At 37.6% G+C, this 21,856-nt stretch carries 22 protein-coding genes and 1 riboswitch; of the genes, 13 read left to right on the top strand and 9 right to left on the bottom strand.

The genetic code is table 11. The annotated features are described in order from the left end of the window. The first annotated feature begins 111 nt into the window (after positions 1-111). Complete coding sequence (locus tag ACOZBY_RS13940) at positions 112-501, top strand: hypothetical protein (RefSeq protein ID WP_036167837.1); 390 nt, start codon at positions 112-114, stop codon at positions 499-501. 274 nt (positions 502-775) lie between these two features. On the opposite strand, the gene ACOZBY_RS13935 is transcribed toward ACOZBY_RS13940, so the two are convergent. The 4 genes from ACOZBY_RS13935 to ACOZBY_RS13920 all read right to left on the bottom strand — a co-directional run bounded on the left by ACOZBY_RS13935 (position 776) and on the right by ACOZBY_RS13920 (position 3,697). After that, positions 776-1,522: an amino acid ABC transporter ATP-binding protein gene (locus ACOZBY_RS13935; protein ID WP_012293839.1), complete on the bottom strand. Its 747-nt coding sequence runs from the start codon at positions 1,520-1,522 to the stop codon at positions 776-778. 11 nt (positions 1,523-1,533) lie between these two features. Next, positions 1,534-2,190, bottom strand: a complete 657-nt coding sequence (locus ACOZBY_RS13930) for an amino acid ABC transporter permease (RefSeq protein WP_031419525.1) — start codon at positions 2,188-2,190, stop codon at positions 1,534-1,536. A 65-nt stretch (positions 2,191-2,255) separates the two neighbouring features. Next, positions 2,256-3,053 (bottom strand): amino acid ABC transporter substrate-binding protein, encoded by a 798-nt coding sequence (locus ACOZBY_RS13925; protein WP_036167840.1) that lies wholly within the window; start codon positions 3,051-3,053, stop codon positions 2,256-2,258. 251 nt (positions 3,054-3,304) lie between these two features. Beyond that, positions 3,305-3,697 carry a ribonuclease HI family protein gene (locus ACOZBY_RS13920; RefSeq protein ID WP_031419527.1) on the bottom strand — a complete coding sequence of 131 codons (393 nt, stop codon included), beginning with the start codon at positions 3,695-3,697 and terminating at the stop codon, positions 3,305-3,307. A 190-nt stretch (positions 3,698-3,887) separates the two neighbouring features. On the opposite strand from ACOZBY_RS13920, the gene ACOZBY_RS13915 reads away from it, so the two are divergent. Further along, entirely contained in the window at positions 3,888-4,079 is a 192-nt protein-coding gene (locus tag ACOZBY_RS13915; protein WP_012293843.1) for a zinc-finger domain-containing protein, read from the top strand. Positions 4,080-4,144: 65 nt separating this feature from the next. On the opposite strand, the gene ACOZBY_RS13910 is transcribed toward ACOZBY_RS13915, so the two are convergent. After that, a complete protein-coding gene (locus tag ACOZBY_RS13910) occupies positions 4,145-5,128 on the bottom strand; it encodes an SEC-C domain-containing protein (protein WP_012293844.1) in 984 nt (327 codons plus the stop codon). 227 nt (positions 5,129-5,355) lie between these two features. Next, positions 5,356-7,173, bottom strand: a complete 1,818-nt coding sequence (gene pepF, locus ACOZBY_RS13905; RefSeq protein ID WP_416277882.1) for an oligoendopeptidase F — start codon at positions 7,171-7,173, stop codon at positions 5,356-5,358. 234 nt (positions 7,174-7,407) lie between these two features. On the opposite strand from pepF, the gene ACOZBY_RS13900 reads away from it, so the two are divergent. Together ACOZBY_RS13900 and ACOZBY_RS13895 are read left to right on the top strand one after the other, a co-directional pair. Beyond that, positions 7,408-7,848 carry a Dps family protein gene (locus tag ACOZBY_RS13900; RefSeq protein WP_012293846.1) on the top strand — a complete coding sequence of 147 codons (441 nt, stop codon included), beginning with the start codon at positions 7,408-7,410 and terminating at the stop codon, positions 7,846-7,848. 194 nt (positions 7,849-8,042) lie between these two features. Then, on the top strand, positions 8,043-8,492 hold the full coding sequence (locus ACOZBY_RS13895) for a general stress protein (RefSeq protein ID WP_422762487.1): 450 nt from the start codon (positions 8,043-8,045) through the stop codon (positions 8,490-8,492). Positions 8,493-9,053: 561 nt separating this feature from the next. Here the strand turns inward: ACOZBY_RS13895 and ACOZBY_RS13890 are convergent. After that, the gene (locus ACOZBY_RS13890; protein WP_373561633.1) at positions 9,054-9,962 is read right to left on the bottom strand and encodes a DMT family transporter; all 909 of its coding nucleotides are present in this window, start codon (positions 9,960-9,962) and stop codon (positions 9,054-9,056) included. A gap of 125 nt (positions 9,963-10,087) precedes the next feature. Between ACOZBY_RS13890 and ACOZBY_RS13885 the strand changes: the two genes are divergently transcribed. From ACOZBY_RS13885 to ACOZBY_RS13865, 5 genes are all read left to right on the top strand, one after another. Then, complete coding sequence (locus ACOZBY_RS13885; protein WP_031419531.1) at positions 10,088-10,966, top strand: LysR family transcriptional regulator; 879 nt, start codon at positions 10,088-10,090, stop codon at positions 10,964-10,966. A 74-nt stretch (positions 10,967-11,040) separates the two neighbouring features. Beyond that, on the top strand, positions 11,041-11,715 hold the full coding sequence (locus tag ACOZBY_RS13880) for a phosphopantothenoylcysteine decarboxylase (protein ID WP_031419532.1): 675 nt from the start codon (positions 11,041-11,043) through the stop codon (positions 11,713-11,715). A gap of 99 nt (positions 11,716-11,814) precedes the next feature. Further along, positions 11,815-12,414, top strand: coding sequence for a TetR/AcrR family transcriptional regulator (locus ACOZBY_RS13875; RefSeq protein WP_012293851.1), 600 nt, complete (start codon positions 11,815-11,817; stop codon positions 12,412-12,414). Then, positions 12,404-13,498: a DUF418 domain-containing protein gene (locus tag ACOZBY_RS13870; RefSeq protein WP_036215504.1), complete on the top strand. Its 1,095-nt coding sequence runs from the start codon at positions 12,404-12,406 to the stop codon at positions 13,496-13,498. Before ACOZBY_RS13875 ends, ACOZBY_RS13870 begins: the two co-directional genes overlap by 11 nt. Before the next feature lie 167 nt (positions 13,499-13,665). Further along, a riboswitch (SAM riboswitch) is annotated at positions 13,666-13,761 on the top strand. A gap of 69 nt (positions 13,762-13,830) precedes the next feature. Beyond that, positions 13,831-13,986: a YezD family protein gene (locus ACOZBY_RS13865; RefSeq protein ID WP_012293853.1), complete on the top strand. Its 156-nt coding sequence runs from the start codon at positions 13,831-13,833 to the stop codon at positions 13,984-13,986. Positions 13,987-14,069: 83 nt separating this feature from the next. On the opposite strand, the gene ACOZBY_RS13860 is transcribed toward ACOZBY_RS13865, so the two are convergent. Then, positions 14,070-14,555 (bottom strand): flavin reductase family protein, encoded by a 486-nt coding sequence (locus ACOZBY_RS13860; protein WP_012293854.1) that lies wholly within the window; start codon positions 14,553-14,555, stop codon positions 14,070-14,072. 158 nt (positions 14,556-14,713) lie between these two features. Here ACOZBY_RS13860 and ACOZBY_RS13855 point away from each other — a divergent pair, with 158 nt between their 5' ends. Beyond that, on the top strand, positions 14,714-15,499 hold the full coding sequence (locus ACOZBY_RS13855) for a VOC family protein (RefSeq protein WP_036167858.1): 786 nt from the start codon (positions 14,714-14,716) through the stop codon (positions 15,497-15,499). A gap of 104 nt (positions 15,500-15,603) precedes the next feature. Here the strand turns inward: ACOZBY_RS13855 and ACOZBY_RS13850 are convergent, their stop codons facing one another. Continuing rightward, positions 15,604-15,804 (bottom strand): cold-shock protein, encoded by a 201-nt coding sequence (locus ACOZBY_RS13850; RefSeq protein WP_004269397.1) that lies wholly within the window; start codon positions 15,802-15,804, stop codon positions 15,604-15,606. A gap of 213 nt (positions 15,805-16,017) precedes the next feature. Between ACOZBY_RS13850 and ACOZBY_RS13845 the strand changes: the two genes are divergently transcribed. From ACOZBY_RS13845 to ACOZBY_RS13835, 3 genes are all read left to right on the top strand, one after another. Further along, the gene (locus ACOZBY_RS13845; RefSeq protein ID WP_031419539.1) at positions 16,018-17,697 is read left to right on the top strand and encodes a formate--tetrahydrofolate ligase; all 1,680 of its coding nucleotides are present in this window, start codon (positions 16,018-16,020) and stop codon (positions 17,695-17,697) included. A 436-nt stretch (positions 17,698-18,133) separates the two neighbouring features. After that, positions 18,134-20,170, top strand: a complete 2,037-nt coding sequence (locus ACOZBY_RS13840; protein ID WP_036167864.1) for a hydantoinase/oxoprolinase family protein — start codon at positions 18,134-18,136, stop codon at positions 20,168-20,170. Between the two features lie 3 nt (positions 20,171-20,173). Next, positions 20,174-21,853, top strand: a complete 1,680-nt coding sequence (locus ACOZBY_RS13835) for a hydantoinase B/oxoprolinase family protein (RefSeq protein WP_422762486.1) — start codon at positions 20,174-20,176, stop codon at positions 21,851-21,853. The last annotated feature ends 3 nt before the right edge of the window (positions 21,854-21,856 follow it).

Raw genomic sequence — 21,856 nt, 5'->3', positions numbered from 1 at the left:
ATTCTGTAAGATAAACAAACACAAGGTCTTTAAGATTCGTTTCATTTAAAGGGTTTAATTTAGAAGTTAATGAGCTTTAAAATACGAAATTAAGTAAAGGGTGGTATTTATGTGTTAAGAAAAATAATTATTATTTCATTTGCATTGATTTTTCTATGTGTGGGATGTTCTAATGATACAAAGAAAATTATTTTAGAGATGGCTGATGAAAATGGAGATTTTAAAGAAAGTTTAGAAATCCTAGATAAAGATCAAGTCTCAATAATAAATAAAATTCTTACTAAAGTTAAATGGAAAGAAAAAAGTGAAGAGTCATTTGGACTATTAAAGTTTAGAATGTCTTTTGATTTTATAGACCCTGATAAGGAGTTGAAGTCTTCTTATTATTTAATCTATGTCAATTCAAAAGAACAAGTAACTCTGGTAGAAAATGATATGAAATATACTAAATTATCAAAAGAAGAATCAAAAGAATTACTTGAAATACTAGCAAATAAATAACTTAAAGGACAAAGATAGTGAAATTAAAAATCAATACATTTTTAATGAAGAACTTTATGAAGAACAAATGCTTTAATGAAAGAATATTGATTTTTCAAAACTAAATGTTCACAACTATTGAGAGAGTCTTAAATGACTCTCTTTTATGCAATAATATTTCCCATTAAATAAAACTAAAAGATAGATTATTTATTCAATAGCATGTTGTTCCTAAAGAGAGAAACTTTAGCTTGATAAAGAAATGAAAGGAGAGCAAATATGTCCGCCCTACTTTTTATTTTAGGTTCTTTTGTAAAAATGCCTTAGTTCGGTCGTTTTGTGGGTTTGTAAAGAAGTTATCGGGGTGGTCAGATTCGATAATTTGTCCATCATCCATAAAGACAACCTTATTGGCTACTTCACGCGCAAAGCCCATTTCATGTGTAACGACAATCATAGTCATTTGGTCTTCAGCTAAGCTTTTCATGACCTTTAATACTTCTCCTGTCAGCTCAGGATCTAAGGCAGATGTTGGCTCGTCAAATAATAAAATTTGAGGGTTCATCATTAAAGCACGGGCAATTGCCACTCGTTGCTTTTGACCACCGGATAAATTAGCTGGATAGGCATTTGCCTTCTCGGAAAGCCCAATTTTTTTCAATAAATCTAGACAACGGCTCGAAATGGCTTCAGCTGATTCTTGTTTTAATAAGCGAGGGGCCATTTCAAGGTTTTGCTGCACTGTTAAGTGGGGGAATAGGTTAAAATGTTGAAAGACCATCCCCATTTTAGCTGTCAGGTTTTTGATTTCCTGTGGCTTGGCATACACGCCGTCCTGCACAAGATAATCACCATCTACTAAAATGCTACCACCATCAATTTCCTCTAAATGAATTAAGCTTCGGAGCATGGTACTTTTACCAGACCCAGAGGGACCGATTACCGCAATGACATCGTTCTTCTCTACAGAAAATGAAATTTGTTTAAGAACCTCGACTTGATTAAAAGATTTTTTTAAGTTGGTTACTGCCATCAATGCCATATAGATCACCTCTATTCAAATTTAAAACGTTTTTCTAGCCATTTAAAGAATACGGTCAAGATCAGCGTCATGATTAAATAAATAGCACCAGCAATAAAGAAAGGTACAATCGTAAAGTCACGATTGACGGCTGTTTGCGCAAAATGTAGTAATTCTGGAACTGCTACAGCATAGAGTAGGGCTGTGTCCTTAATTAGCGTAACAGATTCATTCGATAAAGCTGGTAAGGCTACGCGGAACATTTGTGGCAAAATGACACGTGTTGTGGTTTGCCATTTTGATAAACCGAGTACTTGTGCTGCCTCATATTGTCCTTTATCGATGGCGAGTAGTCCACCACGAAAAATTTCAGCAAAGTAGGCAGCATAATTTAAAATAAAGCCAAGGCACGCGGCTACAAAACGATCCAATACTAAATATTCACCGATTACTGGCAGCATAGGTAGACCAAAGCAAATTAATAATAATTGTAGCAATAGTGGTGTACCACGCATGATATAAATATACGTATGTGCAAGCCAAGAAAGTGGTTTAATGCGACTTTTCACTGCAAGTGTCAATAAAAAGCCAAATGGAATCGATATAAGAATGGCGATGAAAAACAGGATAACGGTCATTTTCGCGCCCTCTAGCATCGGCCATATCATAGTTTGCCAGTAATCTGTCATAGTGATGTCCCTCCAAAGAGAGTAAGAGTTTCGCAGAGGAAACTCTTACAAAAAATATCCTGTCTTTATTTTAATACTTTATCCTCACCGAACCATTTTGTAGAAATATCAGCTGCTGTACCGTCTTCATTCATTTTGTCTAATGCAGCTTGCAATTTTTCCAATAATGCTTCATTCCCTGGTTTTACACCAATACCGTACTGTTCTGGAGCAAGTGTTTCCTCTAATAATTTAAATGTATCAGGCTCTTGTGTCATGTAATATTCTGCTACAACAGCATCAATTACTACGGCATCAACACGTCCTGTCTTTAAGTCTGATAAAGCTAAAACGTTATCCGAGAATTCTGTAATTGTTTTTATCTCTTTGTGGATTGGGTTACCATTTAATGCGTCTGCAGCAGAAGAAAGAGATTGAATGCCTACTTCTGTGCCTGCTAAATCAGTTAATTTTACAATCTTAGAATCTGCTTTAGTCATAACCACTTGAGAGTTTTCGAGATAAGGCTTTGTAAATAATACTTTTTCCTTGCGCTCATCTGTAATGGTATAACCGTTCCAAATTAAATCAATACGTCCACTGAGTAATTCAGCCTCTTTCGTTTTCCAGTCGATTGGTTGGAATTCAGCTTCTACGCCCATATGCTCAGCTGCCGCGCGTGCTAAATCAATATCAAATCCCACGATTTCATTTTTATCATCGCGAAAGCCCATCGGTGCAAATTTATCGTCAATGCCAATAATGATTTTTTCCTGATCAGCTGAAGATGGGTCTTTCTCTGTTGATTTTTCTTTTGATGTGCCACATGCTGCTAAAACAATGACAGCTGTTAGCATCATCACTAAAGTTATTATACGTTTCATCCTTATTTCCCCCTATATAAAACTATCACTTTCGTTTGCTAAACTACTAATGTGTTAAAGGATATCACCACGTCTAATGTATGTCAATATCGTTTTGGATTAATCAGAAAATTTTATGCGTATTAGAGCTAATTTTGTATGATCTTTGTAAGAAAATTGACTTCATAAAAAGAATGGATTGGGGGATATTAAGTATCTGAATAGAAGGGGAGAAAAGGGACTGTCCATAACAGTCCCTTGGCATGCATTGTTTAATGATTATTGTTTTGGATAGCTTTTCGTGCCAAGGCATCAGCAGCTTTGTTTTGAGAATCAGGCACCCATTTAATAAAAAATAAATCGAAGGTGTTGGAGAGCGATAATGCTTTTTCCAGAAAAGGTTTAAATTCCTCGTTTTTCACATATTCTTTTTCCATAGAGGCGACAACGATTTTAGAATCAGAGCGAACGGAAACAAGCGTAGAGCTAAGCTTTTGTGCTTCCTCAAGTCCACGGACTAAAGCAGTAAATTCAGCAATATGATTATTTGTTTCCCCGATATACTCACTAATTTGTATATGTTGGCCTTCACCTTTGATAAATATACCGATACCGCTTGGGCCAGGGTTACCTGCACTAGCAGCATCTATATAAACCTCTAACATAACATCCCTACTTTACTATTTGACTTCCATATAATTGTACAACAAGGATACGCTGTAAAACATCTATGTGCTAGTAGTGATGGACTTGAAAAAATTGCTGAAGTGGATAAACAAAATAGTTGCTTGTTCAAAATGAACGCTTCATAATAGTAGGAAGTGAATTTTGGACGTGAAAGGAGCGAGAGTTCACATGGATAAAGTGACGGTTATGAAGGATATAGACGAACTGCATGATACGTATTGCGCAGATTGCTTAGTCATTCAGCAATTACGTAAAGAACGTGGTAAACCAGGAGCTCATCGCTTCTGTATTGAAGCCTGTTCAATTGGAGAAAAGCTACAGTTTTTAGGCGAAGAGCTTTTAAAAGTTTACAGTAAATAAGGAATCGTTTGGAAAAAAGCTACATTTATTAGCAATTGCTGATAAATGTAGCTTCTTTTATAGGATTATTTTGTTTCGACATAGCTATTTAAATCTTGGTAATACTTTGTAAGTGAAGAAGCAGAAATATCAAAAGTTGCGGCAATTTCTTTTACCGTCATAGAAAGAGATTCAAAGAGCTCTTTTTCCTGCCCGTAACGGATTGCACCAGCAACAATGGCCGCTTCTTTGCGTGCAGTAGGTTGTCCTTCTATTAAATAGTCCTCTAATAGCTCAAGCATTGGAGCTGTTTCACGATCATTTTGCTCCAAGAATTCTTTTACTTGTGATAGGACTGTGCTTTCAAAATTAGTGAATTCTTCCCCTTTGTAGCCGTTGGAGACCAGTAGCTCCCAGAATGCAAGATGTTCTTCTTTTAAGAATGCTCCAACTTTTTTCTCAGATGCTTCAAAGTTTTTCTTAAACTCTTCAAATACTTTTAGATGATCCTCAGGGAAGAAAATCAATGTAGACACAGCTAAATAATGTGACAATTTCTTCGTTCCATCCGGTAAAATAAAGGCAAAGACATGCATACCTTCCGGAATTGGTTTATCATTTTCACGACGAATATAAAGCTCTTCATTTGTAAGTAAATGACTTGCTTTAAAATAATTTTCCTCAACAACAGATACCGTACCAATAAATAATGCAGGGTGAGACCAGTCTTCAAGTACTTTTACTGTAGAAGGTCTTACTGCTTTTTTCTTCGTTTTCTTTAAATAACTTTTCCAAATCGATGGCTCTTGATGGAAGAAAAAGTCGTCTAAAGCGATGGCTTCAATCAGCTCACGCTGTAGCACGCTCTCTAATTTAGGTTGCCATGTGCCCACATGCTCGATATAAGCACGAACATCTTTACGCTCAGGGTATTCTAAATAAAATGTTTGTAGCACACGCTCTAATTCTTCGATTTGTACTGTTTCCACTGTTACTTGCTGTTTACCTTCACAACATTTTTTATATTTTTTGCCGCTACCGCATGGGCATGGATCATTACGTTTTACCATAATTAGAACACTTCCTTTGACAATTGTTAATCGTATATTGCTAAATAATTTGCGTACTCTTAATAATAACGGTACTTTTGTATGAAGAAAAATGATTGTCTATTTTGAAATATCTAAAAAGTGTGGAGGGACGCCCTAATTCAAGTATATGTATGCACGTTTTCACTTAGAACTAAAAAAAGAAAACGATCTGTACGTTGCAAGCACAGATTCGTTTTCTAGAGCATTTATGATTGTTGGACAGCCTCAATCTCGAGTGTGAGACGTTCTAGTTCGTCTACTAAATGACCGATGTAGGCAATCGTATCTCGAAGTGGTTGATCCGTTGTAATATCGACACCTGCCATTTGTGCCAATTCCACTGGGGATTTTGTTCCGCCAGCCTGCAGGACTGCTAACCATTCTTCAACGGCTGCATCACCTTCTTTTAAAATGCGCTGAGATACTTGTGTTGAAATCGTTAAGCCCGCACTATAAGTGTATGGGTAAAGGCCCATATAGTAATGAGGCTGACGCATCCACGTCAGTTCAGCACCTTCCGTAATATCCACTGCATCGCCCCAAAAATCTTCTAGTACAGAACGTTTTAACTGGTTTAAAATATTCGCGTTGACAGATTCACCAGCGTCCACCAATTCATATACTTTACGTTGGTATGCGGCTTCAAGTAAGTGCGTGACGAAGTTATGATAATACGTTTTAGAGACAATATTTGAAATGACCCAACGTTTAAAGCGCACATCTTCATTATGCGTTAATAAATAATTTGCTAGCAGCATTTCATTCATCGTAGATGGTGCTTCAATAAAGTATAGGGAAGGACGACTATTAAAATAGGATTGATGAGCATGCGTATTCGCAAAATGACCTGCATGACCAAGCTCATGAATGAGGGTGAAGACTTCATTCATACGTTCATTCCATGACATTAAAATATAAGGGTGACTACCGTAAGGACTTGAACAGAATGCCCCTGTCGATTTACCTTTATTAGGTGCATAGTCAATCCAGCGTTCCTTGAAGGCTCTGTCCATTAGGTGATTGTAGTCTTCACCCATAATCGCCAATGCTTTATCGACATATTCCTTCGCCTCGTCCATCGATAATTTTGGATCATAGGCAGCATCTAAAGCAATTTTTAAATCTGCAAATGTCATGTACTCAATACCATTCGCTTTTTGAATTAATTTTGCATATCGACGCATATGGGGGGCAAGTTCTTTAGAAATCAAATCGATTTGGCGATTATAAAGGGAGCGATCGACATCTTGATCGAATAGTAAATAATCAAAGATGGAATCAAATCCTCGAAGATCAGCCATTGTTTTTTCTTGTTGAATATGAGTGTTGTAAACTTGTGCAGTTGTATGTTGATAATCGCTCAACTTGCTGGAAAAAGCTTTAAAGGCAGCACGGCGAACTTCTGTATTGGCTTCAAACTCCCAATCATTTTCATAAAGGACAAAGCTTAATGGATGCTTTTCACCATTTGCTTCAAATTCGCCAAAATTCATATCTACTAATTTTGTCGTATTATACGTTTCGTAAGGTGCATCAAAAGTAGAACTAAAGGCAGCAAGCGCTTTTTCGACTTCTGGATGTAACTGGTGAGGTTTTCGTTTTAATAATTCCTCTAAATAATGTTTGTAAAGAGGGCTTAATGTTGCCGCTTCTTGTAATACTGCTTCATCCAAAGCAAGTAATTCACTTCTTACGAATGATAGGGCGCTACTTATTTTACCGATAGCTGTACTAAATTTTGCAGCACGCATTTGGGCTACATCATCCGTGCGATCTGCTTGTAGGTTTAAGCTCGCATACGTACCAATTGGAACGATACTTTTTTGCAAGTTTTCGAAAGCTGTTAATACATCAATCACTTTTTGCGCATCTGTAATGGTACCTTTATACGTTTGTTCGAAGCTAATTGCTTCTTCAACAAGCTGTGCTAAAGTAGGTTCAAAATCTGCATCATTTTTTAATAAATCAGTTAAATCCCATGTTTCTTCTACTGCAACATCTTTTCTTAATGGTAAAACTTCCATTTATAAACACCCCTTTACATGTAAGTGATTTCATTATATCGAAACTATTTCGGAAAGTGAAATAATTTAATAGAATAGTAGAAATATTCTTAAAGAAAAGTGTTTGGTTTTTTCATTCAATTGTATGGGGTATGTTTGAAATACTGTTAGTCGGGAACAATGTGTGTATAGCCAACATTATTTGCAACACATATTAAAGGCTAGAACAATTGATACATTGGAGGAGAACTTATTATGACACAAAACTTAAACAAACAATTAAATAAGCTAGTAGCAACATGGTCTGTGCTTTATACAAAGCTGCACAATTATCATTGGTATGTCACAGGGCATGCATTCTTTACACTACATGCAAAATTTGAAGAATTGTATAATGAAACAACGTTAAATTTAGATGAAATTGCAGAACGTATTCTTTCAAAGGATGGCAAGCCTGTGGCGACATTAAAAGAGCATCTAGAGCTTTCCTATGTAGAGGAAGCAACAGGAAATGAGACGACGGAGGAAATGGTAGCAACGACAATTTCGGATTTCCAAAAGCTCATGAAAGCTCTAAATTCTACTATGGCACTGGCAGCAGAGGAAGGGGACGATCGTACAGAGGATTTACTGAATGCGATGTACCAATCTCTTGAAAAGCATACATGGATGTTAAAAGCCTTCTTAGACAAATAAACGGATTAATAGCATTCCCATACTATGTGGGGATGCTTTTTTTGTAGGGTTTCTTTCCCTATATGACAAAAAGAGAACTTGTATAAAAGCAGAGTAACAATTATTACAGTTTGGTAACGATGCGACAAAAGGAGTTTGTTTCCTAATCATCAGGGTAATTATTTAGTAAGCCATACAAATAGGAGGAATTGAACATGAACATGAATATGATGAATGAACAAAATCCAAAAATTGAGGTGGCCCATACAAGGGATGAAATGCTTCATATTTTAGAAACTATGAGAACGGAAGGTTTCCATAAAGAGGATATCCATATTATTGCGAAAGATTCCCAGCAGTTGGAGGATGTGAAATGGGATGATGATGTCCACACACATGAGGCTGGTAACTGGGTGGACCAATTTAAATCTTGGTTTACAGGTGATTCATCTGTAACAGAAGGCTTAAAACGCTTTAATCTTTCCGAAGGGCAAATAGCTTACTATGCTCATCTTGTAGAGCAGGGGAGTATCGTATTATTTGCAGAACGTGATGATGATTATGATACGCTACAATCACAACACCCGGAAACAGCTGCTGAGCAGGAAGAACGTTTAAGACAAGAGCGCATGAATGAGGCTGAGCAACTTAGAAGATTTTTATAAAGGGAAAACAGAGTGATCTACTCTGTAAGATTAAGTACATGTAATTGTACATTAATACTTATTTAATAGTATTTTATTTATAATGTTACACATTAAATAAAAAAGCACATTACTAAAAACAAATTTTAGTGATGTGCTTTTTATTTTTATTAACTCTTATTTACAATTACTAAGAAAAATATTAAAGAAGAAAAAGAACATACGTTCTCTATGGAGGAGAATAATTTTATTGGTTTGAGTATTGTCCAAGCATGTTAAAAGTAAATATCAGTTACAAAAATTTACTTTTCAACACCCTATGTAGATGGAGTACTTTATGTAGAAGTTGATGGGAACGAAGGGCGGCGACTCCTGCGGGAAAAGCGGGAAAGTCGAGAATCCTGGACTGAGCGAAGCGAGGGAAGCAGCTCGACCCCGCCCGCGGAAAGCGTCCGCCCGTAGTGAAAATCAACGGCTTTACTTTATTTCATTGTAAAAGAAAAAAGACTGTAGGCAAACTCTCAAATTTTTTGAGTTTGTCTACAGTCTGAACAGAGTGATCATTGTGGATCACTCTGCTTTTTAATGAATGACTTTTTCTGGAGCATCCTTTTTAATAAAGCGTAATACATGGAAATGCTCTAATTGGGCAAATAAATTACCAATTAAAATAAAGCTACCACCAATAACCAGTTTCATTGTCAATCCTTCACCGATGAACATCATCGCAAACATTGCTGCAAATATAGGTTCTAAGGAAAAAATAAGACCTGTATGTGTAGCAGAAGTATACTGTTGTGCAACAGTTTGGCCAACGAAACAAAACGCACTACAAATGATGCCAAGTCCTAAAATAGCCATCCAGGATGTCGTATTATTCGGTAAAGCTGGTGTTTCAAATAATAAGGTTAAGATCAGGGCATAAATACCCGCAAAGCCTAATTGGTAAATGCCGTACGAAATGGACTCCACATTCCGTGTAAATGAACTGTTTAAAAGTAAATAAATAGAATAACATAGCGCAGCGATTGCGACTAACAAATCTCCTTTATGGAAGGAGAAAGAGCCTTGCGCCGTTAACACTGTAATACCTATCATGGTACAAATAATCGCAAAGCTCACGGCTCTGGAAGGTAATTTTTTATCAATGAAGCTACTGAAAATCGGCACTAGTACAACAGTTAGGCTTAAAATAAAGCCTGCATTTGAAACGGAAGTGGATTGTAATCCAAATAAGCTTAATGCGAACACAATGAATAATAAAAATCCTTGGATAGCTGCATATTTTAAAGTCTTACCATCTACTTTTATCATCCGTTTATAAAAAATAAGCCCAGCTACTATAAATGCGATGATACAACGTAAAGCCACCACATTATAAACAGCCAATGTTTCAAGCCCCATGACCATAAAGGTATAAGATAGTCCCCAAAACATTGTGACAATAACCATCAATACATTTGCTTTTCCTTGGATACTCAATATGTTCACCTACCATCTGTGTACTAAAACAGTTTGTATACTAAAAATTACTATATATGTTGTATTGAGATTAGTAAAACGAATGTTTATAATGATTAGGATTAAAAAAATTCATGTATGTAGAGGGAATGCCGTTGAGCTTAGTAAAATATGAGATTTTAACAAAGGTAGCAGAAGTCGCAAGCTTTACAAAAGCAGCAGATGCACTAGGATTAACTCAGTCTGCTGTTAGTCATGCCGTATCAAGTTTAGAAAAAGAATTTGGGTTTGCCTTAATACATCGAAGTAGAGCCGGTGTCACCCTAACGAGTGAGGGGCAAACAATGCTAAGGGCAATGCGTCAGGTTTTAGACGCACAGGAATTATTGCAACAAGAGGCGGCTCATATTCATGGAGTGACAAGAGGAAACGTCCGTATTGGCGTTATTTCAAGTATATCTTCTAATTGGATGCCAGAAATTATTAGGATTATGGACAATCAGTTTCCTGGAATACAGGTGGAATTACGCGAGGGAGATTATTATGAAATTGAACAATGGTTACTTAGTGGGGAAATTGAGGCAGGATTTTTAAATGGTCAAAAATCTGAGCAATATCAATATACAGAATTACAGCAGGATCCCTTATTATGTATCGTTTCAGATAAAAGCCCACTATTTAATAAGTCAGAGATAGATATTGTTGATTTGGAAGATATGCCTTTTATTATGACTTCCTATAAAGGGACCAATGATGTCAAAGTGTTGTTGGAACAATATCATGTGAAGCCAAATATTCGCTTTGAACTTTCAGAGGAGGTAGGTATTGTTTCTATGATTTCTCATCAACTAGGAATCAGTATTTTACCACAATTGGTCATTCAAAATTTGCCGCCTACATTAAAAGCAATTCCACTAAAGCAAGGTGCCTACCGTACAATCGGAATTGCCATGAAGCATAATGCATCACCTGTAACGAAGAAATTTGCGGAGATTTTAAGTGCATGGCTGATGGAACAAAAAAGTGCAGTCTGATGGAATCTATTGAAGCCTATCCGTGCATTACGGTAAAATAGTAGGTGTATATATTTTAGAAAATAGGTGAGTGGATGGGGACATTACAAGGTAAAACCGTACTCATTACAAGTGGGGGAACACTTGAAAAATGGGATCGTGTACGAGGGCACACGAATTTATCAAAAGGGACAATGGGCTGTTATTTAGCGGAGGCGGCACTCGCTGCTGGTGCTAATGTAGTATATATGCATGGCTATTTTGCACAGCTTCCAGTGAATCACGATCAAATGAAATTGATTAAATTTGAGGGCATTGACGATTTAGGAGAAAAAGTTCGTCATGCTGTCCAACAAGAACATGTTGATATTGTGATTATGGCTGCTGCTGGCTCCGATTGGGTCATTGATAAAGTGTATGATCAATCGGGCAACTTGATGGAGGAAGCAGGGAAAATGCCTTCCGATGAGCCACCTATTATTCATTTTAAAAAGGCGCCGAAAGTCTTAGGACAAATCAAGGGCTGGCAACCAAATGTGACGTTAGTAGGGTTTAAGCTAGAAGCAACCAATGACGAGGAGTTTTTGTTAGCACGTGCACGACTGCGAATGGAAACAGCCCATGCTCAATTAATGGTAGCCAATAGCTCTCAATCTTTATATGGCGGGGACGAGCCCCATTGGATTGTACCTGCTGATGGACAGCCAACTAAAGTAATGGGCAAGCAAAAAACAGCCGAAGCTTTAATGCTGTATTTGCAAAATCAATAAATATGAACTGTGTAGAGAAATATTTCTACACAGTTTTTTCTTGTTTAAAAGCGGAGTATCATTTATTATTTACTTAACGGTCGGTAAAAAAGGAGGATTATGATGGGTAATAAAGAACAAACTTTTCAAAAAATCATAGATGTGGCTTATGTGATGTTTGCAACTAAAGGGTTTGAAAAAACAAGTTTAGCAATGATTGCTGCAGAGGTCGGTATATCAAAACCAGCCATCTACTATTATTTTCAATCAAAGGATCAATTAATTGCTTACTTATTTGATGCACTGTATAAAGAAATTCAACAGGATATCGCTGTGAATTATAAGGAGCTTTCTCATACGAATTTCAAGGAGAAATTACTCGAGCTAGGCTATAAGTCTATTGAAGCGCAGGGGAAGGATCCTTATTTTAATAAAATATTTAATCAATATGTACTATTAGCAGCTCGCGATGAAAACTATAAGAAACAATTAGTGGAGCTAGAAACTAGCTTTTTAACAAGCTTTGTTGAAGTCCTACGATATGGCGTGAAGCTAGGGGTGCTAGAGGATACTCCCCATATAGAAGCAAAGGCACAGATGCTAGCCCTGGTTTATGATAATATCGGTAATTTCATGTTAACAGGCAACCAATTGAACTATAGAGCTATTTGGAAGGAGGCAGTACATAGCGTTATCCAAGGGGACAAAAATGATCAATAACAATCGGCGCATTGAAGGTCTTGATTTTGCAAGAGCTCTCGCCATGCTAGGGATGTTCATTGTAAATTTTGGAGTCATAACAGGTTCTACAACGAATGGTTCAGCATGGATGATTACCTTACAAAATCTTTTCGAGGGGCGTGCTTCCGCCGTATTTGTCATGTTAGCAGGAATAGGGATAGCTTTAATGACTCGTCAGGCTAGAGAGACTAAGGACCCACTGCTTCTTCGTCAGAATCGACTTACTTTATGGAAAAGGTCGTTTTTGTTATTTACGATTGGGCTAATATTATATGTGATCGGCTGGACAGGAGATATATTACATTATTATGGCGTGTATATGTTTGTGGCCGCATGTCTGATTGCGCAATCCAAGAAAATGATGATCTTCATCATAGGTGCTATCCTCATCCTTTCACAATGGCTTCAAATTCAATTTAATTACCTTGCTGGTTGGCATCCAACATATGTCTTACTAGAGTATCTTGATTTTTGGACACCAGCAGGATTTATAAGAAATTTGATGTTTAATGGCTATCACCCACTATTCCCCTGGATTTGCTTCTTTCTGATGGGGATGTTAATCGGCACATTAGATTTAACAAATCGTACTATAAGAAAAATCTTACTAGTGACAGGTTTATTGCTAGTCATATTGACTGAGACTTTTTCAATATTATTTATTAAGATAACAACAACCATCCATTTATTAGATGTAGAGAGTGCATTGTATTTATTTGATACGGGACCGATTCCACCAAATATGATGTATGTCCTATCTAATTCGGCTTCGGCTATTGTCCTCATTGTAGGCTCCATCTATCTTGTAGAGACATGTAAAAATAAAGTCATTGAAGCTTTCATCTTAACCGGGCAAATGTCTTTAACCCATTATGTTGGCCATGTTTTTATAGGGATTGGGATACTAATTGTTTGCCAAAAGCTGGAGAATCAAACGCTTGCTTTTTCCATGCTGTATGCCTGCTGTTACTTTTTAGGATGTGTGTTTGCTTCTGTTTGGTGGAGAGCTAAACATCATCGCGGTCCACTTGAATCCTTGATGAGGAAATGGAGTTCGAAATAAATTAGTGGATAGCCATCTATTTCTTACTGATTAGGCATAAAATACTTTAGGTATAGGCAGTTTTCTAATCTAAAATACACATTACAAAGTATTCAGCTAGGTTTTCTAATATTTTATATTGACAATCGTATAACAGAATTATAGAATTATTTTCAAGAAACGCAGTACTCTTATCGAGAGAGGTGGAGGGACCTGGCCCAATGAAGCCTCGGCAACCGGAAAAATAGGTGCCAAATCCAACAGATGTATCTGAGAGATAGGAGGGGCTATCAATTAGCTTGATGCATTGGCCTCTTTTGTACAACAAGAATCAGAAAGAAGGGGTGTATCGTATGGCTCAGTCGACAAAGGTAGAAGATAAGAAATTAGAGGCTATTGCAAAGGCCATTCAAAATCTTGAATTTGGTGAAGTGCATATTACGATTCAGGATGGGGTAATTGTTCAAATTAATAGGCTTGAAAAGCAGAGATTTCCACAAAAGAAATAAAGATCATTTCAGATGAACGATGTGAAAAGGCCACCAATAAGCATGGTTTCCGTTGCTTACAAGTGGCCCTTTTTTTATGAGAATTAGCTATAAAAGCTTTTTGGAATCTGACCGATATGACGGCGATGGTAGAGAAGCGGTTCCTTTTGAGAATTTGTAATATCTAGTACTTGCCCAATAAAAATAGTATGATCGCCAGCATCTATCTGTTGAAATGATTTACATTGTAAAATAGCTGCTGTATCATGTAAAATCGGTAGCCCAAATGATGAAGTAGACCATTTTGCCTGAGCAAAGCGATCTGGGACTTTACTTGCAAATAATGTACATAAATGCTCTTGATCACTCGCTAAAATATTAACAGCGAATTTTCCAGCACCCATAAAATAAGGATGGAGCTGAGATTTTTTATCCAGTGACCATAAAATAAGTAGTGGGTCAATGGAAACAGATGCAAAAGAATTGACGGTTAAGCCAATTGGATTCGTTTCATGACATGCTGTAACAACCGTTACACCTGTAGGATAGTTACCTAATGCCAATTTAAAAGCAGCTACATGATCTGTCATTCAAATCACCTCTTTATAGTGAGTAATAAATTAGTTAACGGAGTTAGTAGGGAAATTGCACTTTTTTTCATACCAGCTAGTAACTCCTTTTCTTAAGTAAATATTAAATCAAATACACATCTAGGTAAAGCTAATGGGGGAAAGAAAGGGGAATTGCCATGACTTTATATTTTGATCATCTGGTACATCAAGTAGAATCTCCGGAAAATATAAAGGTTTTCTTCAATAAACGAAATGTCCATACAGTGAACGGTGGTCAACACACGATGTGGGGGACTTACAATACGCTAAGCTACTTTGGCTTAAGCTATATTGAACAAATCGCTATTTATGATCGTGATTTATTTGAGCAAGCGGCCCTGTACCCATATTCCCTACATTATACGTTTAAACGTAATCATGAGCGCCAAGGATTTTCACGAATTGCCTTGCGCACCCAAAATATTGAAGAAGAGGGTCAACGATTGCGTGCATTGGGCTTTGATGTATATGGTCCCGATGCTTGTAGTCGAACAAGACCAGATGGCACGATAATCGAATGGAAGCTATTGCATTTTGGCAGGGCTGACCTTGCATTGGATTTCCCATTCTTAATTGAATGGGCAGATGAAGATGAGAAACGTCTTGCTCAATTAAAAGCTAGTGGCGCGATTGATGAAACGCAAGCTATTACCATGGAATCGATTCAGTTTTATGTCAGGGATGTGGAGAAGACGGTGCAGCTTTGGCAGAAGGTATTACAGCTACCCAAGTTTGTGCAGCATGAGCAGTTTGTGTCTCTACAGCTACCGAATATGCGCTTGGATTTTTATGAGGAAGCGGCAGCATCTAGCATGACGCTCGGGCATTTAAAAGAAGGGCCTATCGGTGTAACATTGAACGATCCACACAGAACCAAGGAAACATTAGTTTGTCCAGGTGCTTTTTATTGGATTAATAGATAAATTAAAAATCCACTTCAATCGTTGAAGTGGATTTTTATGTGTAAACATGTCAAAAAGCGGATTGAACTATTTTTAAATATTTCATCCACCTTCAGTTTCCTAGCTTATAATTTTACAACATTTGAAGCTTGCGGGCCGCGATTGCCTTCCACAACATCAAATGAAACCTTTTGACCTTCTTCAAGTGTACGGAAGCCTTCCTCCTGGATGCCCGTAAAATGTACAAATACATCTTCTCCATCATCACATTCAATAAAGCCATAGCCCTTTTCATTATTGAACCACTTTACGATCCCCTGTTGCATAAGCATTCGCCTCCAATGCGCTTGAAAGTAAAATAAAGTTAAAGAAATCGTGCTATCAATGAGAAAATGTGAAAAAATAGCATTTTCTCTTAGAACATACATGAATTGAACAAAAATGTCAATTGATTGTCGGAATGCGAGCATATCTGGCTTTCTTTTTTTTCACAATTAAGACTATAATGGAAATGAACAACATAGAAAGTAGGATGCCAAATGACAACGAAAAATCAACCATTAACAGATTTAGAAATCGCGAGTCAAGCAGTAATCAAACCTATTACGGAAATTGCCCATGCTGCAGGTATTCCAGAGGATGCACTTGAGCAGTATGGCCGCTACAAAGCAAAGATTGACCCATTAAAAATTACAGCTCAAGGTGAGGACGCAAAGGTTGTGTTAGTGTCAGCTATTAGTCCAACCCCAGCAGGTGAAGGAAAGTCAACTGTGACTGTAGGACTAGCTGATGCCCTTCATCAATTAAATAAGAAAGTGATGGTAGCGTTACGTGAACCTTCGCTTGGTCCAGTAATGGGCGTAAAAGGTGGCGCAACTGGTGGGGGCTACGCACAGGTTGTACCAATGGAGGATATTAACTTACACTTCACTGGTGACCTTCATGCGATAACAACAGCCAACAATGCTTTATCTGCATTTATTGATAATCATATCCACCAAGGGAATGTCTTAAACATTGATCCACGACGTATTATTTGGAAACGTGTGATGGATTTGAATGATCGCTCATTACGTAAAGTGATTGTGGGATTAGGTGGACCTGTTCAGGGCATGCCGCGTGAAGATGGCTTTGATATTACGGTTGCCTCGGAAATTATGGCAGTGTTTTGTTTAGCAACAAGTATTGAAGATTTGCGCGAACGCATCGCTAGCATCGTGATTGGCTATACCTTTGAGCGTGAGCCTGTCTTTGTGCGTGATTTACAGGTAGAGGGTGCCTTAACATTATTATTGAAGGATGCCTTTAAGCCAAACTTAGTACAAACATTGGAAGGGACACCAGCAATTATACACGGTGGTCCATTTGCAAATATTGCCCACGGCTGTAACTCCATTATGGCGACACAAACTGCTCGTAAACTAGCGGATATTGTGGTGACGGAAGCGGGCTTCGGCTCTGATTTAGGTGCTGAAAAGTTCATGAACATTAAAGCACGTAAAGCAGGCTTTAAGCCAAGTGCCGTTGTGATTGTAGCAACGATTCGTGCATTAAAAATGCACGGTGGTGTTCCAAAAACATCACTTGTCGGTGAAAATGTGGAAGCACTGCTCCAAGGGATTGAAAATTTAGCTAAACACGTCGACACGGTACGTACATTTGGTGTTGAACCGATTATTGCATTAAATCGTTTCATTACAGACACAGAGGCAGAGCTGGAAGCAGTTCTAAACTGGTGTCAAGAAAACCATGTGCGTATTGCCCGAACAAATGTCTGGGAAGAGGGCGGTAAAGGTGGAGTAGCCTTAGCTGAACAAGTACTAGCTGTGTTGGAAGAAGAAAACAACTTCTCACCATTATATGATGTAACAGAATCCATTGAAGAAAAAGTACGCACTATTGTACAAAAGGTATATGGTGGGAAAGATGTCCAATTCACTGACCAAGCTAAAAAACAAATGGCTCAAATCGAAAAATTTGGCTGGGATTCTTTGCCGATTTGCATGGCGAAAACGCAATACTCTTTATCCGATCAACCAAGTTTACTTGGACGTCCTGAAGGCTTTACAGTGACAATTCGTGAGGTGATACCGAAGCTAGGTGCAGGTTTCCTAGTTTGCCTGACAGGCGATATTATGACAATGCCGGGCTTACCAAAAGCTCCTGCTGCGTTACGCATGAATGTCGACAATGACGGACATGCGGTAGGATTGTTCTAATAAAATGTTGAAAGGCTGCCCTTTAAAATAGGGGCAGCTTTTTTTATTGGTTGGCTGATAGGAGCCTAAACATTTTTTATTTCACTACTATTTCTCCCACCAGTGCCACTAAAATAGGCCTCTCCCCTTATAGTTGAAAATTGTCTAAACATTCATCATCACTTTTTTAGAAAATTTAAGTTTCTAGTTTAAAAACTAGGATTTCTTTTCATGCCATTACAAACTCGAGAAGCTTTCTTATATAAATGTGTTTGGTAATTTTTATTTATAATTATCTAATATTGGAAAGGAAAAGCGGAATTTTACAACGCTGTGCAATTGTCAAATGAATTTTTATTTAAAAAATACATTGAATTTTCTTTTTATTTTAAATATAATTTACTTAATTCTAATTCGGAACACTGTACCGATTATAGGAACACGGAGGGATGGAGTCTTGAAAATCGCAACAGATATTGGCGGTACTTTTACCGACCTAGTTTATACAGATGAGAAAGGAAATCTTCATTTTGACAAGGGGCATACGACGCCAGGGCATTTTGAGGATGGTATATTAAACGTATTAGGACGACATGTAACAGAGGATTCTCTCATTGAATCATTTATTCATGGTTCTACTGTTATTATCAATACATTAACAGAGAGAAAAGGGGGCGTAGTTGGATTAATTACAACAAAAGGCTTCCGTGATGTATTAGAAATTGCACGTGGTAACCGACCAGACTTATATAATTTTAAATATACAAAGCCAGCACCTTTTGTAGAGCGTTATTTACGACAAGAAATTGATGAACGCATTGATTTTAAAGGAAATATTATGAAAGCGCTTAATAGGGATGAAGTTGGTAAGATTGTCCGTCAATTTAAGGAGTTAGGTGTAGAGGCAATTGCCATTTCCTTAATTCATGGCTATAAAAATCCCATTCACGAGCAGCAATTAAAAGAAGAAATATTGAACATTTGGCCTGAGGTGTATATTACGCTTTCAAGCGAAACCATTAAAGAATATCGTGAATATGAAAGAACCAATACAACTGTTTTAAATTCATATGTAAAGCCAATTGCTCATGCTTATTTAAAAAGCTTAAAAGAAAAATTAAGTACAATTGGTATTACCGACCATTTGAAAATTATGCAATCAAATGGTGGTACAACAAGCTTTGATAAAGCGATGGAGCTGCCAATCAATCTAGTAGAATCTGGCCCTGTAGCCGGAATGTTTGGAGCTGCAAAATTAGGTGAGCTTCTAAATGAATCCAATATTATCGCCTTTGATGTGGGGGGGACGACAGCGAAATGCTCACTTATTACAGATGGCAAAGTAAATGTTACGACAGATTACTATATTGAAAGAAATGAAAAATTTGCTGGCTATCCCATTAAAACACCAGTTGTAGATATAGTGGAAATCGGCAATGGTGGGGGCTCTATCGCTCGTGTGGACCAGTTCGGTTCCTTAAAGGTTGGTCCAGATTCTGCTGGGGCAAACCCAGGCCCAGTAGCCTATGGGTTAGGTAATACACAGCCAACAATTACAGATGCTAATGTTTATTTGGGAAGATTATCATTAGCAAACTTCGATAATCCAGTTTCTATTGACAAAGTGGAGGAGGCACTTATTGAAGCGATTGCGAAACCGTTTCATGTCTCAGCCGAGGAAGCAGCGCAAGGTATTTTAGATATTGCGAATTCTAATATGTTAAATGCATTGAAGCTCATTTCCATTCGTAAAGGCTATGACCCAGAAGATTTTACAATGGTTGCCTTTGGTGGTGGTGGTCCACTACATGCTATTAATTTAGCAGAGGAATTAGGCATGAAAAAGGTCATTATCCCTTATGGCTCTTCTGTCTTTTCTGCATTAGGAATGATGATGACAGAATATCGCCAAGACTATATTCAAACAAGTTTAATGGACTTTGATCACGTGCATCTTGCTGACATTCAAGCGAATATTAATCAAGCTATTGAAAGTGCCTATGCAGACGCACCTTTATCGAAAGAGCATTATTATTTCGAAATTAATTATGACTTACGTTATAAAGGCCAAGAGCATGCAGTTAAATTGAACGCATCGAATATCACAATTGATGATAAAGGGCTTCTCCAATTGGCTGAAGCGTTCCATGTAAAACATAAACAAGAATTTTCATTCGATTTACCAACTACTCCAATAGAATTAGTGAATCTACATCTTACCATCTATGGAAAAGATGAGGCTGTTCAATTTAAAGAATTAGATTTCTCTCATATTGATGTGTCAACTTGTATTAAAACAAAACGCAACTTATATGTAAAAGAAAAGGGGTGGGTTGAGGTCAATGTTTATGATCAACAAAAGCTTGCTCCGGGTTATGTCATTACAGGCCCTGCTATCGTTGAAAATCCAACATCTACAGTCGTGATCAATGAAAAGCAATCCATAGAAATTGATAAATATGGAAATTTGATTGTAGAGATGGAGGGAAAATAAATCATGAAAAAAGACGTTTTTGCTGTAGAGATTATTCAGGATTCATTGCTAGCCATAGGGGATGAAATGTTTGTCGCTCTAGCGCGCTCTTCTATGAGTCCCGTAATCTATGAAGTATTAGACTATGCTTGTGGTTTAACAGATGCACAGGGGAACTTAATTAGCCAAGGAAATGGTGTTACAAGCTTTATTGGTATGCTAAGTCCAATGGTGCAGAGAGTAATTGAAAAATTCGATAATGGTCAAAGGTTGCATGAGGGCGATGTCATTATTATTAATGACCCGTATGTAGGGGGAGGCTCGCATTTATCAGATGTTGGCTTAGTGCTTCCCATCTTTTATCAAGGTGAAATTATTGCTTACTCTGCCAATAAAGCACACTGGACAGAGGTAGGGGGCATGGACCCTGGTTCATTTACAAGTAATTCTAATGAAATTTATCAGGAAGGTCTACAACTGCCTGGTGTCAAACTTTATCATAAAGGCGAATTGAACGAAGCCATTTATGAGATTATTTCTACAAATGTTCGTTTACCAGAGCTATCTATCGGCGATATGTTTGCACAAGTGGCCGCCTTAAAAACAGGCGAAAAGCGAATCACAGAGCTTTGTCAAAAGTTTGGTGCTGAATCGGTGAAATTGTCGATTCAAAAATTATTGGACAAAGGTGAAAAAATTGTAGAGCTAGAGCTGCAGCATTTGCCTAAAGGTAAGTTTTATGCAGAGGACTTTATTGAGGGAGATCCATTAAAGGGTGGACCATACCCGATTAAAGTGAAAGTAACGATTAGCGATGAAGAATTTATTTGTGATTTTAGAGGCTCCCACCCAGCGGTAAATGTGCCAGTAAACTGCTCCAAATTTGGTTTAATGGCAAGTGTGCGTGTGATGTTCCTAGCATTACTAGGTGATATAGATGTCATTAATGAGGGAGTCTTTAAACGCTTAACTATTTTAACGGATGAAAATTCCATTGTCTCGGCTAAGCGCCCACATCCTGTATCGATGAACTTTGAGGCACGTATTGGGGCAGCTGATTTAATTTGGAAAGCACTTGCGCCACATTTACCAGAAAGATTATCTGCTGGACATTTACAATCCGTTTGTACATTTATTCTAACAGGTAAAAATCCTGAAAATGATGAGTCCTTCCTTATCGTTGAACCATCTGTTGGTGGTTGGGGAGCATCAAATGATGAAGATGGTCAAAGCGGGCAATATTGTATGGGAGATGGTGAAACCTATAATTTACCTGTGGAAATTGCAGAAACGAAATATGGCATTCAAATTGATGAATATAGCTTAAACTGTGACGGTGCAGGTACAGGCCAATTTAGAGGTGGCTTAGGTGTACGCCGTGTCTATACAATTAATAATGATGGTCAAAAGGTTTCAGTCAACTTAGGGAGACACCAATTCTCTCCATTCGGTTTAAGTGGAGGAGGCGAAGGCTCTCATAACTATTTAATCGTTCATAAAAAGGATGGCTCTACGATTGGACCAGTTGGCGTACTAGCCAATTATGAATTGCAAAAAGGCGATCGTATTGAGCTTGTTACAGCAACAGGTGGTGGCTATGGAAATCCACTTGAAAGAAGTAAAGAGGCTATTGAGCGTGATGTGTTAAATGAATATATTTCGGTAGAAGTAGCGAAAAAGCATTACGGTTATCAAAACGCTTAAAGG

Origin of the sequence: Lysinibacillus sp. NPDC056220 (assembly GCF_049315265.1) — a bacterium.
Taxonomy (GTDB): Bacteria; Bacillota; Bacilli; order Bacillales_A; family Planococcaceae; genus Lysinibacillus; species Lysinibacillus pinottii.
This window is presented reverse-complemented; position numbering and strand designations above follow the sequence as displayed.